Source organism: Leptospira jelokensis, from assembly GCF_004769635.1.
In the GTDB taxonomy this organism is placed as follows: domain Bacteria; phylum Spirochaetota; class Leptospiria; order Leptospirales; family Leptospiraceae; genus Leptospira_A; species Leptospira_A jelokensis.
This window is the reverse complement of the sequence record NZ_RQGH01000033.1, coordinates 113,501-126,635: the sequence shown is the minus strand read 5'-3', so window position 1 is coordinate 126,635 and position 13,135 is coordinate 113,501. Positions and strand designations below refer to the sequence as shown.

Genomic DNA, 13,135 nt, shown 5'->3' with positions numbered 1-13,135 from the left:
TTGAATTCCCCAAAAAATCCAAAAACTAACTTTTTTTGAATTTCCGGAAGGAAAAAGATTGAACAAAATTAAATTGTGCACAATCTAATTGTAAACAAGATATTGGAGTAGGCAATGGCAGAAGATTTTTACAAAATTAAAGTAAAACGTGGATCGGAAGAGATTCCAATGGAACAATTTAAAGATAAGGTTTTATTGATTGTTAATACCGCTAGCCAATGTGGGTTTACTCCACAATACAAAGGATTACAAGAAACATATGATCGTTGGAAGGGAAAAGGTTTTGAAATATTGGCTTTCCCGTGCAATCAGTTCGGTGAGCAAGAGCCAGGATCTGATGCGGATATAAAATTATTTTGTGAAAAAACCTTTTCTACAACATTCCCAATATTTTCAAAGCTTGAAGTAAACGGTCCGAATACAGACCCACTTTATTCTCATTTGAAAAAAAGTGCACCTGGTATCTTTGGTTCACTCGATATCAAATGGAACTTCACAAAATTTCTCATTGATAAAAATGGAAACGTTGTGAAACGTTACGCTCCTATCACAAAACCAGAAGCGATCGAAAAGGATATAGAGAAACTTGTCCAAGGTTAAGACACCGAAAGATGAGGTTCTTTTGTTAAAGAACCAAATTTGTTTTTCGATGTATTCTTCTATGCATCGATTGATGAAACTCTATCGTCCGCTCCTCGCGGACATAGGGTTAACCTATCCACAGTATTTAGTAATGCTTGTTATGTGGGAAGAGGGGGAGGCGACTGTAAGTAAGTTAGGCGATCGCCTTCAATTGGATTCTGGAACATTGACTCCGCTCTTAAAAAGATTGGAGCAAATGGAATTTCTTTCTAGAATTCGCAGTAACATTGATGAAAGAATCGTAAACATCATGCTTACTAAAAAGGGGAAATCACTTCGTGAAAAAGCGAAATCCATTCCAGAAAAGATTTTTTGCCTTTCTGGAATTGAAGAGTCGCAAGCAATGCAATTGAAATCAATTTTGGACCAATTGGGAAGCCATTAGTTGTATTTTTTCCGTTTGAGTAAAAACATGAACTTTTTCTTTTTTTTATTTTTTGATTTTCAGAAATTGATTCCCCTTTCAGCAAACATGTGATATATGGAAGCCATTGGGCGGCGGGTGGTTAACCCCACCCAGTTCGATTAGGGCGGGGATCTATACCATTCTATCCCCCAAAAACCTTCCTCCATTCCTTCTTGCCCACAAATCCCAGGCAATCCACATTGGAACCTATGGATCTAAACTCAATCAATCTCAAACGATTCCATTTGCATTACTTCAGTTATTTATTCGTTCTATTGTTGTTGAGTTTCCCGCTAACAATAGGTTTGGTGGAGGAGGGATACCGATTTCTATTTTATATCGGAGGGGCCATTTCTTTTGCGATCCAAATGGCCATTTTACAACTTAGGTTCCTACCTCGTAAAATCCCGGCTTTAGCAGAGACCGGATTCCCCTTTTTTACAGTATTTCTCTCCTTTTTTCTCAATTTAAGCATTTTGACTGCGTTTCAGGTCTTAGAGTACCCTTTTGAGGCAACTTCTGGATTTTTAATTGCCTATTTCGTCCACCTTCTTTTCCTTGTATTTGCGAGCTATTTCAGTGGAAAATAAGTCTAAATATCGGTTTTTTTTATCATTTTTATTAGTTTTTTCCCTTAGTTTTACGAATGTTTTTGCAAACGATTCGGAAGGGCACGGCTCTGATGAGGGCTTCGATTTCAGCGAAGTGATGGCACACCACTTAGGTGATGCACCGGTTTTCCCTCTCAACTTCGGTGGAACCATTGTTACAGAAGGACAACCTGGTTTTGATGCAGAAAACCATGACGTGTTTATCAACCATGATGGGGTGAAATACCATTACCTAGGTGGTCTTGATCTTCATATCACCAAACGAGTGACCATGATGTGGATTGCTTGTTTCTTTATGTTCCTTGTTTTTATCCCAGCTGCGAACCTCATCTCTAAGAACCCGAAGAAGGTGCATAACAAATTCACTTCCGGTGTAGAGGCATTTGTCAGCTATTTAAAAGAAAATGTTGTGGATTCCTCTCTTGACCACCACGGGCATTCGTATTACCACTACATCTTCTCATTGTTTTTCTTTATCCTTTTCTGTAACTTGTTCGGCCTTATCCCATCCATTGGAGAACTCACGGTTGCGGCATCCGATGCGCTTGTCGCAGTGGGTGTTATGGACCACACACCTCATTCTCTCCACACGTTTGGAGAAATTTGGTCAGGGATCACACCTACTGGTGACATCAGTGTGACTCTTTCACTCGCTTCTATCACTTTACTTACGATTTATGGAACAGCATTTTCCTACCAAGGGATTTCTTTCGTAGCACATGCTGTACCTAAAGGAGTTCCCCTCCTTTTATGGCCACTGATGTGGGCATTGGAATTTATCGTAACTCATATTGCTCGCTCTTTTGCGTTAACGATGAGGTTACTTGCCAACATGACAGCAGGACACGTTATGATCCTTGCGTTACTTGGTTTTATCTTTATGAGCGAAAGTTGGCTCATAGCACCTGTATCTGTTCTCAGTTCAGTGCTCATTTACTTTTTAGAACTACTTGTAGCCTTTTTACAAGCGTTCATTTTCTCTTTGCTCACAGCCGTGTTCATCGGAACTGTGATGCATAGACATTAACATTGGTTTTATTTATATTATAAAACACACAGGAGTGAAACGAAAACAATGGAATTCGGTTTAGGATACATCGCAGTAGGACTCGCAGCAGGACTTGCATTACTTGGTGCAGGAATCGGTATTGGTAGAATTGGTGGATCAGTGGCAGAAAGCATTAGCCGCCAACCAGAAGCAGCGGGAAAGATCCAACTCGTTCTTTACGTAGCAGCAGGTATGATTGAAGGTGCAGCACTTTTCGCAGTGGTAATCGCTCTTCTTATCGCGCTCAAACTCAATGGCTCAATTGACAAAACAATTGGTGCTGGTGCCACTAAAGTAGAACAAGGACAATAGTCTTGGTACTCCTCGCGGCTTCCGGCTTCAATTTGCTGAAAGTCAATCCGGGTCTGGTCATCTGGACCCTGGTCACTTTCTCAGTTGTTGTCTTCGTTCTTAAAAAATTTGCATGGGACAAGATCCTTCATGCTCTCGAAGAACGTGCTTCCGGCATCCAAGGTGATATCAACAAAGCGGAATCTCTTCGTGTTGAAGCAGAAAAGTCTTTAAAAGAATACAAAGACCAACTCTTCAAAGCAACAGAAGAAGCACACAGAATTGTCGATGAAGCTAAGAAAGATGCAGTTGCTCTCCGCACTAAATTGACGGAAGAAGCACACAATGAAGTGAAAGGTATCAAAGACAATGCTGTTCGAGAAATCGAACTTGCCAAAGGCAGAGCTTTGTCCGAGTTACAAAATCAAATTGTGGAAATGTCCGTTCTCATCGCGAGTGAGATCTTGGAGAAACAATTGAAGAAGGAAGACTATGCTTCCTTTGTTGAAAAAGAGATCGCAAAACTCGATAAACTTAAAATCAAATGAGTCTGAACCAAATTTCAAAGGTTTACGCAACGGCACTTTTAGAGTTAGCTCAAGAAACTAACTCACTTGAGTCAACGGAAGAGGAATTATCAAGCTTAGTTGGTATTTTCTTTTCCGATGATTCGATTCGCCATTATTTTCTTTCTCCGTTAGTTGATCCATCTGAGAAAGAACAAACTGCCGCAAAGTCAGTTCAAGGAAAGGCTTCAGAATTTGTTGCCAACTTCATTACACTTGTGGTTCGTAAAAATCGTTTCCTTTACCTAAAGGATATTTTGGAAGATTACCGTGCAGGTGTTGACCGACTTAAAAATCGTAGTTCCCTCCGTATCGTTTCCAAAGATTCATTAGGAAAAGAAGCTGTAGACCGAATCACACAGTCCATTGCATCTAAGTTCGGACGTGAAATTCGTGTGACCGAACAAATGGATCCAAACCTCATCGGTGGATTCAAAATCTATATAGACGACTTTTTAATCGATGCCTCAATCCGTGCAAAACTTGCCGGAACAAGAGAGGCTCTCCTCCAAAAGAAAATCCCAGTCGGAGCATTTGAATGAAAATTAAAACAGACGAAGTAACGTCGGTACTAAAACAAGAAATTAAAAACTTCAAGAAAGACCTTCAAGTAGAAGAAGTCGGAACAGTTCTCGAAGTCGGGGACGGGATTGCGAGAGTTTACGGACTCACAAACGTAATGTCAGGAGAGCTCGTTGAATTCCAAAACGGAGTTCGAGGCCAAGCCTTCAACTTAGAAGAAAATTCAGTTGGGGTTGTTATCTTTGGTGATTATATCAAAATCGAAGAAGGATTCACCGTTAAACGTGTGGGAAAAATCTTCGAAGTGCCAGTGGGACCAGAACTTCTCGGTCGTGTGCTCAACCCTCTTGGGGAAGTGATCGACGGGAAAGGACCACTCAACGCAAAAAAAACAAGACCAGTTGAGTCTCCAGCTCCTGGGATTGCGATGAGGAAATCAGTTCATGAACCAATGCAAACAGGAATCAAAGCGATTGATGCGATGATCCCAATTGGACGTGGACAAAGAGAGCTCATCATTGGTGACCGTGGAACTGGAAAAACTTCCATCGCGATCGACACCATCATCAACCAAAAAGGAAAAGGTGTGATCTGCGTTTACGTAGCAATTGGACAAAAAGCATCAACTGTTGCTTCCACCATCGAAATGTTACGCGAAAAAGGTGCTCTTGAGTATACGATCATCGTATCGGCAAACGCATCTGAACCTGCTCCTATGTTATACATTGCACCTTACTCTGGTGCGACAATGGCTGAATACTTTATGTATGAAGAAGGGAAAGCTACACTTGTGGTGTATGATGACCTTTCGAAACAAGCTGTTGCCTACCGACAAATGTCACTCCTCCTTCGCCGTCCACCAGGTCGTGAAGCATACCCTGGAGACGTATTCTACCTTCACTCTCGCCTCCTTGAAAGAGCGGCGAAACTTGATGATAAATTCGGTGGTGGGTCAATGACTGCACTCCCAATCATTGAAACACAAGAAGGGGAAGTATCAGCATACATTCCGACAAACGTAATTTCCATCACTGATGGTCAGATCTACTTACAGTCTAACCTTTTTGCATCGGGCCTTCGCCCTGCGGTGGACGTGGGAATTTCTGTATCACGGGTTGGATCTGCGGCGCAAATCAAAGCGATGAAAAAAGTAGCGGGAACACTGAAGTCAGACCTCGCTCAGTTCCGTGACTTAGAAGCGTTTGCACAATTAGGAACAGAACTTGATCCAGTGACACAAGCTCAGCTTGATCGTGGATACCGAGTACTCGAAATCCTCAAACAACCAAACAACTCTCCCACTCCAGTGGAAGAACAAGTGATTTCCATCTTCGCTGTGACGAAAGGATTTATGGATACAATTCCTACTGCAAAAGTAAGAGAATTCGAAGCTTTCCTTTTGAAAACAATGAGAGAGCAACACCCAGAAATTTTGGAAGAAATCAGAACTGCCAAAGAAGTAAAACAAGAAGCGGCTCTGCAAAAAACAATCAAAGCGATTGTAGAACATTTTTTAGCAAAGAATAACTAAGGGGAAAGATCTTGGCGACACCGCGTGAGATAAAAAAGAGGATTAACTCGGTTAAAAACACGAGAAAAATCACTCGAACCATGGAGATGGTCTCCACGGCTAAGGCAAAAAAAGCCACTAACAAAGTGAATGCGGCGAAACCATACGCCGATTTAACTCGTGAATTGGTTTCTTCTTTGTCTAGCCTTGCGGGAATCATCCACAGCCCTTACTTAAGGAAGCCGGACAAAATCCGAAAAGTTGCTATCCTTGCAATCGCCGCAAACCGTGGGTTATGCGGTGGTTTTAACTCCAACCTTCTTCGTATGGTCAAAAACCGTATTGAAGAGTTGAAGTCAAAAGGTGTGGAAGTGGAAGTCCATGCTGCAGGAAAAAAAGCGATCTCTTTCTTTAAATTTGCAAAAGTTGAATTGGTAACATCATACACCAACATCGATGACAAAGCTGGAAGTAAAGAGGCAAATGACCTTGCTTCTTATTTTATGGAACGTTTTGCAAACGAGTCGGTGGATTCAGTTGAAATCATTTCCACTCATTATTATTCAGCGGCCAATCAAAAACCTGAGATCACTTCTGTCCTTCCCCTTCAAATGGAAGAAACAGGATCCAAAGGTTCTTCGGGCCCAGAAGTATTATACGAACCAGATCCAAAAACCATTTTGGAAAACTTATTACCAATGGTGATCAAAACTACATTTGTTAAGATCATATTGGAGTCAGTCGCTTCCGAACACATTGCACGAAGAGTGGCGATGAAGGCGGCAACTGATGCAGCTGGTGAGATGATCAAACTTCTGACTCGCGGATACAACCGAGTTCGTCAGGCAAAAATTACGCAGGAAATTTCAGAAATCGTAGGGGGAGCGGAAGCGATCTCCTAACAAAGGTCTTTCGGAGTATATATGAATAAAGGTAAAATTAAACAAATCATCGGTTCGGTATTGGACATCAGTTTTGATTCCGGCAATATGCCTGAGATCTACAATGCGGTAGAGATTCAATCGAAAGTAAACGGCAAAGATGTTACCATCACTGCAGAAGTCCAACAGCACATTGGAGACAACACGGTACGTGCCATCTCCCTTCAATCCACTGACGGTTTGAAACGAGGATTGGATGTAGTGGATACGGGAGCTCCGATTTCTGTTCCTGTTGGAACAAAAACTTTGGGACGTATCTTCAACGTGCTTGGTGAAGTCATCGATGAAATGGGTGACCTTCCAAAAGACGTGCAAACTCGTCCGATCCACAGAAATGCTCCTTCTTACGAAGAAATTAAACCAAAAACAGAGATCTTTGAAACAGGGATCAAAGTCATCGACCTTCTTGCTCCTTACATCAAAGGGGGAAAAACTGGTCTTTTCGGTGGTGCCGGGGTAGGGAAAACCGTTCTCATCCAAGAGCTCATCAACAACATCGCAAAACAACACGGTGGTTACTCTGTGTTCGCTGGTGTGGGGGAAAGGACTCGTGAAGGAAATGACCTTTGGCATGAAATGAAAGACTCAGGTGTTATTGACAAAACTGTACTTTGTTTTGGTCAGATGAACGAACCACCAGGTGCCCGTCTTCGTGTGGCTCTTTCTGCTTTGACAATGGCAGAAAACTTCCGTGATGAATCCGGATCCGATATCCTTCTCTTCGTCGACAACATCTTCCGTTTCTCCCAAGCAGGTTCTGAAGTATCAGCCCTTCTAGGTCGTATGCCTTCTGCGGTAGGATACCAACCAACTCTCTCCACTGAGATGGGGGGATTACAAGAACGGATTACTTCCACAACCAGAGGTTCCATTACTTCTGTGCAAGCGATCTACGTTCCTGCCGACGACTTAACGGACCCGGCTCCTGCGACAGCGTTTACACACTTAGATGCAACAACGGTTCTTTCTCGTGCGATTTCTGAAAAAGGGATTTACCCTGCTGTGGACCCACTTGATTCCACATCACGCATCATGAACCCACAAATCGTTGGGGAAGAGCACTACAGCACAGCACGTGAAGTACAAAGGATCTTACAACGTTACAAAGACCTCCAAGATATCATCGCGATCCTTGGTATGGACGAACTTTCTGAAGATGACAAAATCCTTGTGGCTCGTGCCAGACGTTTGGAAAAATTCCTCTCTCAACCATTCCATGTGGCAGAGCAGTTCACTGGTCGACCTGGTAAGTATGTGAAATTGGAAGACACGATCCGTTCCTTCAAAGGGATCATCGAAGGTAAGTATGACTCTCTTCCAGAACAAGCATTCTATATGGTCGGATCGATTGATGAAGTGATCGAAGCGGCGAAACAACTCAAAGGTTAATTCGGATGAGTAAAGAACTGACTCTAACGGTCATCTCTCCAGACAAAATCCTTTACCAAGGAAAGGCAGAATCAGTGATTCTGCCTGGTTCTGTGGGTTATTTTGGAATTTTACCAGGCCATGCAACCCTCGTATCCCAACTTGATTTTGGGCTGATCAAATTGCATACATCTGGAAAAGAATTCCGAATCGCCATTGATGGTGGGTTCTGCGAAGTGAAAAATGACCAAATCCGAGTGCTCACCGAAGGTGGGGATTCTGAAGACGATTTATCCCATGACCACGCCATCGAACTCTTACAGGAAGCGGAAGCACTCCCATCCTCGAAAGAGAAAGAAAATCTCCTAAAGAAAGCAAAAGTTCGCATTTTACTGCACGAACGTTAATTTTTTTCCCCCCTTCTTGCCGAAAATATACCAGAGGGGGATTTCCTTTGAATCCAATCTGGCTCCGACGAATTGTATTGTTTGTGATACTATTTCTCGGGATGTATTACTTAAAGGAAAACCCTGATTTGCGAAAAAGAATCTATTCGGAAGCACCAATCCGTGTTAAAATTGAAGGGCCCGTTGTGAACCCTGGAGTTTATACATTAGATGCAGGTTCCAATGGAAACGATTTAATTGAGATCGCTGGTGGAAGATTACCAGGAGCGCAAATCAAAACGGAGGACAGTATCTTGGAACAGCCGTTAGAGGATGGCCAGGTACTAAAATTGGGAAAACGGTAATCGAGGCGAATGGCGGATCAAGAAAAGAATAAAAACGAAGATCTAGATGACATCGAACCTGTACTCGATGAAGACTCGTTTTCATTGGATTTGGATGACTTTGATATTGGTGATGATGATTTGGATGTCTCACCTGGGATTGAAGCTCCAAACTTAGATGATATCTCCGCTTTTGATGAGGAAGAAGATTCTATTTCCGATATGGTTGCGTCTTCTGATGATTATGATGATATTTTAGATATTGATTTAGATTCTGATTTAAACCTACTCGGAGAAGAAGATCCGATATTGCATGATGAGGACATTCATGCTGACTTTTCAGACTATGAAGACGACTCAGACAAAGAAATCTCACAACCAACAAAAAGTTCCCAATCACCGAAACAATCAATCGCTGACGATGAGGATGAAGACCTCGAACTTGAATTTGATGACGATTTAATTGATCTCGATAAAGAAATCGAATCCATTCTCAATGGTGAAGATGGAATTCTAACATCCAAAAAACAACAGACACCAGAAGATGAAGAAGATGGTCCGATATCCCTTTCTTTGGAAGAATTGGAAAACATCACAGGTTCACTTCCTGAAGAAGAACATTCAGGTTTACCGGAAAGGCAAATGCCTACCGATGAAAGTCATGGCGATGAGCATGCGTTAATTGATGAGCATTCCGATTTGGATTTAGACCTAGATGATTCCGAAATCGATACCACACTTGCCTTTGATGAAGAGGGCAAACCTCAATTTGATCTTACCGATTATGATAATGAAGAAACATTTGTCCCACAAGATGACTTAGGTCCTGGTGGAGAAGAAGAAACCAGTTTCCAATCCCTAGTCGATCCAGAAGAAGAGGAACTATTTGGTCATAATAAAGAAGATGAAAATCTGACTCTTTCAGATGAAGAATTAGGAAGTATCCTGGGAGCGGGTGGCGAAGCAAGCCTTGAGGAAACCCTTGCTTCCGAAGAGGAATTTTTTACAACTGATGATCACGCTGATCTCCCTAGTTTTTCTGATGAAGATGGTGGGTTTGACTTACTCGGTGGTGATTTACCATCCGAAGAAGAGGAACCTGCAACCCTTGAAGATGAGGAAGAGGGTCCTCTCACTCTCTCTTTAGAAGAATTAGAAAACATCTCCGATGGAGCGATCCCTGAGGATATGGAAGGACCAACTTCCGATTTACTTTCCGAAGAAATCGAAGATGAATCCATCACACTCAGTGCTGATGAATTGGGTAGTATCATTGCAAATGATCCAATTGAAGACGACTCGGAAGAAGAACACCATGAATTGGATACGGACCTAGGAGATGATTTTGGTTTTGATTTTGGAGAACCTGAATCTGATGGCAGCGAACCAACTGTTGAAGGATTGGAAGGGGAAATGGAAGGGTTTGAATCTTCTTCAGAGGAAGAGGATGAAGGTCCGATTGCCCTCTCTCTCGAAGAATTAGATTCTATTGCTGCCGATGCAGAAGAAGTATCTGAAGAAGAGTTAGTTGATAGTTTAGACCGAGCACCACTCCCTTATGAAGAAGACCTAACACCGAAATCTGATCTATTAGCCGAAGAGGAAGAAGACGAATCCATTGCTTTATCAATGGAAGAGTTGGAAAATATTGCAGGCCTTCAAGAGGAAGAAGGTGAATCTGCTACCGGTGGTGTAAGCCAACTGGAAGCAGAAATTGAAGAAGAAGATGTCACTTTATCTCCTGAAAGTTTGGATGCAATCCTTGGAGACGAACTTCCAGGTGAAGGATTAGAAGACATTGCCAATTTGCCTGAAGAAGAAGAATTCACTCTTTCCGAACAAATTGAAGAAGAACCTATTTCTGATTTCCAATTCGAACCGAATGAAGAGGACTCAACTTCCGAGTTCAATTTAGAACCGATGGAAGACATCGATTTAGTGGAACACGAATCTGATTCCGATTTCGCTGACATCACATCTGAAGCAACTGTAGACGATAGTTTTGATTTAACAAATAACCTAACGCAAGATATACGAACACCTACACTTGCCTCAGATGATTCTGAAGAATTTGAAGTAGATCTTGATGAGTATGCGATGGAGGGAAAACTTTCTCCACTAGAAGAACTACGAAAATCCGATGTATCAGCTCCTGAAACCAACAAAGAATCGGCAGATGCGTTTTCAGAAGCAGGTGGAGACCAATTATCAGTTGGCGATCGCAAAAAAGTTCTTGGATATTTGGATAATTTACTTGGTAACCTACCTGATGAGGTCATTCGTGAATTCTCGAAATCTCAGTATTTCGAGTTATACAAAAAAATGATGAAAGAATTGGAGTTGTAAGGTGGGACTGCTCGACAAGGCCGAAGAAATCAAAAAAACTTCGGAAGGAAAAGTATCCCAAGCTCCATCTGCAAAAAAAGAAACCCCATCCTTATTAAAAAAGGCAGAACATTTTCGAGAGGAAGAACCTTCCTCTCCTCCTATAAAGCAAGAGTCTTTGCCTATTCCCGATTCCGACTCGGAATGGTTAGACGATGCAATCTCCGATTCTTTAGCAACGGAAATTGGTGAATTACCGAGCCCAGATGGAGAAGAGGAATTTGATTTAAGTGATATTCCTGAACTCACAGATTCCGATTTCGGTGATTTGTCAGAAGAACATGAAAGGTGGAATGAAGATCCCGTCTCCAATTTAGAAGATGATTTGGATTCTTTGCATGAAGAATCAAATCCGTATGAGCCAGTAAGTACTGAAACTGACAACGACTTAGAACCGGAACCTGAATTAGAAAACGAATCAAAGTTAGGTGATGATTTAATTGATCGTGATTACCACGATGATTTGCTTGAACCTGATGTACCTTTGCCGGAAGTGAATTTGTTTGATGAATGGGAAAATGATGCTAAAAAAGAGGCCGCAAAACAACCATTACGTCCAGCAAAAGAAGACCCTGCTCCAATTGGCGAAGAGGTTTTATTCGATGACGAATCTGATTTTGGAACTGCACCGATGGCATACCATCTCGCTTCCAAAAAAAGGATCGAAAATTACCAAGCTATTTTTGAGATCACTAAAGAAATTGCTTCATCCAAAGAATTTTCAGATTTTTTTGATAATTTAGTTTATAGTTTGATTGGGCAGGTTGGATGCCATTCTGTTGTGATCCTCACGTCGACGAACGTAAAAAATTCAAAATGGGAAGCGGTTGCTGCCCAAGGAATCCAATCGAAGGACTCTTGGTATTTATCTCCAGGTGATGAAATTTACTCACGTATCTCCGATTCAGAAACTGTTATTTATGCAGGTGAATTCAAATCCTCGCGATTGCCTAACAGAGAGTTGGTTTTACTCAATGAAATGGGGTCTGAAATCCTCGTTCCCATTCGGCACGGAGAAAAGTGTTTTGGAATTCTTTCACTTGGGAAACTCATCAATGGTGAAGAATACATTACAGATGACCTAGAATTTGCAAAAATTGTTGGAGATATCGCCGGTTCCGTTTTTGAAAGGGTATCTGAATTTGAATCGATGGCCGATGATTTAGTCCATGCAAAAGAAGTGATTGAAATCAATGAATCTGTTTTACAGTTTGCGAGAGATTTTGCAAAAGTCAGGAAAATGGATGAAGCGTATGATCTATTGATTGATCATATAAAATCTAAACTTGGCGTAAAACAATTCTCCTTTTTAGTTTTAGACTCTGAAACTAGATCCGACTATATCGTGTTTGGTTCCAATTTTATATTACCAGAACGAACCAAAGACTTTCGACTAAACAAAGACTCTGATATTGTAGGAATGGTCTCAAACGTATCAGGTGTTTATAAATTAGAAAACTTTAGAGAAGATTCGGAACTCAAATCAATATTCACCAATGATGAACTTGGGATCATGAATGAATTTACAATTCTTCCTATCATCAATCTCAATTGGTTAGTGGGTATGGTTATCATTCATTCCACAGGAACTGCTTGGACAGATACCATCCGAGATGTTGCTGTTTCTATGTTAGAAACCTCCGCTCCTGTTTTTGCAAATTTATTAATTTTACAAGAAAAAGAAGCCTTATTCCGAAATCCATTTAATCCGTTGGAATCAAGAATTATCGCGGAGATAGAAAAGGCTTCCTCACTCAAAGCTTCCTTCACTGTTTCTCTTTTCAAAATCCAAAATGTTTCCAGAATGATTCACTTAGTTGGAACTGGAACTTTTGCAAGATATGCAGATACATTACGCAAAACGATGATGGATCATATCAGCGAATTGGACTTTTTTACTCGTGTTGGTCAGGGGAAATTTGTACTTGTTTTACATGGAAAAGACAAAGAAGAAACGGATGTTGTGATTAAAAAAATCAAATCATCTTTTGCAAAGAAAGAGGATGCAATCATCGGAAATTTCCGAGCGAGTTACCGTGTATTAACTTTGTCTTATCCGCACGATACAAAGGACAAAAATCAATTTTTGGAAATGGTTGAAGAAGCCTAAAACTC

At 41.4% G+C, this 13,135-nt stretch carries 14 protein-coding genes; all 14 read left to right on the top strand.

Features of this window, described 5'->3' with window-relative positions:
• The first annotated feature begins 114 nt into the window (after window positions 1–114).
• The 14 genes from EHQ62_RS16065 to EHQ62_RS16000 all read left to right on the top strand — a co-directional run bounded on the left by EHQ62_RS16065 (window position 115) and on the right by EHQ62_RS16000 (window position 13,130).
• Window positions 115–600 carry a glutathione peroxidase gene (locus EHQ62_RS16065; protein ID WP_135644696.1) on the top strand — a complete coding sequence of 162 codons (486 nt, stop codon included), beginning with the start codon at window positions 115–117 and terminating at the stop codon, window positions 598–600.
• 49 nt (window positions 601–649) lie between these two features.
• On the top strand, window positions 650–1,027 hold the full coding sequence (locus EHQ62_RS16060) for a MarR family winged helix-turn-helix transcriptional regulator (protein WP_208720716.1): 378 nt from the start codon (window positions 650–652) through the stop codon (window positions 1,025–1,027).
• Window positions 1,028–1,257: 230 nt separating this feature from the next.
• The gene (locus tag EHQ62_RS16055; protein WP_135644692.1) at window positions 1,258–1,638 is read left to right on the top strand and encodes a hypothetical protein; all 381 of its coding nucleotides are present in this window, start codon (window positions 1,258–1,260) and stop codon (window positions 1,636–1,638) included.
• Window positions 1,607–2,686: a F0F1 ATP synthase subunit A gene (atpB, locus tag EHQ62_RS16050; RefSeq protein WP_425269548.1), complete on the top strand. Its 1,080-nt coding sequence runs from the start codon at window positions 1,607–1,609 to the stop codon at window positions 2,684–2,686. Before EHQ62_RS16055 ends, atpB begins: the two co-directional genes overlap by 32 nt.
• 48 nt (window positions 2,687–2,734) lie before the next feature.
• Window positions 2,735–3,019: an ATP synthase F0 subunit C gene (atpE, locus tag EHQ62_RS16045; RefSeq protein ID WP_002975055.1), complete on the top strand. Its 285-nt coding sequence runs from the start codon at window positions 2,735–2,737 to the stop codon at window positions 3,017–3,019.
• 2 nt (window positions 3,020–3,021) lie between these two features.
• On the top strand, window positions 3,022–3,546 hold the full coding sequence (locus tag EHQ62_RS16040) for a F0F1 ATP synthase subunit B (RefSeq protein ID WP_015677608.1): 525 nt from the start codon (window positions 3,022–3,024) through the stop codon (window positions 3,544–3,546).
• Window positions 3,543–4,106: an ATP synthase F1 subunit delta gene (gene atpH / locus EHQ62_RS16035; protein ID WP_135644688.1), complete on the top strand. Its 564-nt coding sequence runs from the start codon at window positions 3,543–3,545 to the stop codon at window positions 4,104–4,106. The genes EHQ62_RS16040 and atpH overlap by 4 nt, the downstream gene beginning before the upstream one ends.
• The gene (gene atpA, locus EHQ62_RS16030; protein WP_135644686.1) at window positions 4,103–5,617 is read left to right on the top strand and encodes a F0F1 ATP synthase subunit alpha; all 1,515 of its coding nucleotides are present in this window, start codon (window positions 4,103–4,105) and stop codon (window positions 5,615–5,617) included. Before atpH ends, atpA begins: the two co-directional genes overlap by 4 nt.
• Window positions 5,618–5,628: 11 nt before the next feature.
• Window positions 5,629–6,498, top strand: a complete 870-nt coding sequence (atpG, locus tag EHQ62_RS16025) for an ATP synthase F1 subunit gamma (RefSeq protein ID WP_135644684.1) — start codon at window positions 5,629–5,631, stop codon at window positions 6,496–6,498.
• 21 nt (window positions 6,499–6,519) lie between these two features.
• The gene (atpD, locus tag EHQ62_RS16020; protein ID WP_135644682.1) at window positions 6,520–7,926 is read left to right on the top strand and encodes a F0F1 ATP synthase subunit beta; all 1,407 of its coding nucleotides are present in this window, start codon (window positions 6,520–6,522) and stop codon (window positions 7,924–7,926) included.
• A 5-nt stretch (window positions 7,927–7,931) separates the two neighbouring features.
• A complete protein-coding gene (gene atpC / locus EHQ62_RS16015) occupies window positions 7,932–8,312 on the top strand; it encodes an ATP synthase F1 subunit epsilon (RefSeq protein WP_135644680.1) in 381 nt (126 codons plus the stop codon).
• 47 nt (window positions 8,313–8,359) lie between these two features.
• A complete protein-coding gene (locus tag EHQ62_RS16010; RefSeq protein WP_135644678.1) occupies window positions 8,360–8,656 on the top strand; it encodes a polysaccharide biosynthesis/export family protein in 297 nt (98 codons plus the stop codon).
• A 9-nt stretch (window positions 8,657–8,665) separates the two neighbouring features.
• On the top strand, window positions 8,666–10,981 hold the full coding sequence (locus EHQ62_RS16005) for a hypothetical protein (RefSeq protein WP_135644676.1): 2,316 nt from the start codon (window positions 8,666–8,668) through the stop codon (window positions 10,979–10,981).
• 1 nt (window position 10,982) lies between these two features.
• A complete protein-coding gene (locus tag EHQ62_RS16000) occupies window positions 10,983–13,130 on the top strand; it encodes a GAF domain-containing protein (protein WP_135644674.1) in 2,148 nt (715 codons plus the stop codon).
• The last annotated feature ends 5 nt before the right edge of the window (window positions 13,131–13,135 follow it).

What these genes read in the sequence shown, in the direction of transcription:
- EHQ62_RS16065 (WP_135644696.1), top strand. Translation starts at nt 115, where the DNA reads ATGGCAGAAGATTTTTACAAAATTAAAGTAAAACGTGGATCGGAAGAG.
- atpE (WP_002975055.1), top strand. Translation starts at nt 2,735, where the DNA reads ATGGAATTCGGTTTAGGATACATCGCAGTAGGACTCGCAGCAGGACTT.
- atpD (WP_135644682.1), top strand. Translation starts at nt 6,520, where the DNA reads ATGAATAAAGGTAAAATTAAACAAATCATCGGTTCGGTATTGGACATC.
- atpA (WP_135644686.1), top strand. Translation starts at nt 4,103, where the DNA reads ATGAAAATTAAAACAGACGAAGTAACGTCGGTACTAAAACAAGAAATT.
- atpH (WP_135644688.1), top strand. Translation starts at nt 3,543, where the DNA reads ATGAGTCTGAACCAAATTTCAAAGGTTTACGCAACGGCACTTTTAGAG.
- EHQ62_RS16005 (WP_135644676.1), top strand. Translation starts at nt 8,666, where the DNA reads ATGGCGGATCAAGAAAAGAATAAAAACGAAGATCTAGATGACATCGAA.
- EHQ62_RS16060 (WP_208720716.1), top strand. Translation starts at nt 650, where the DNA reads ATGTATTCTTCTATGCATCGATTGATGAAACTCTATCGTCCGCTCCTC.
- EHQ62_RS16055 (WP_135644692.1), top strand. Translation starts at nt 1,258, where the DNA reads ATGGATCTAAACTCAATCAATCTCAAACGATTCCATTTGCATTACTTC.
- atpC (WP_135644680.1), top strand. Translation starts at nt 7,932, where the DNA reads ATGAGTAAAGAACTGACTCTAACGGTCATCTCTCCAGACAAAATCCTT.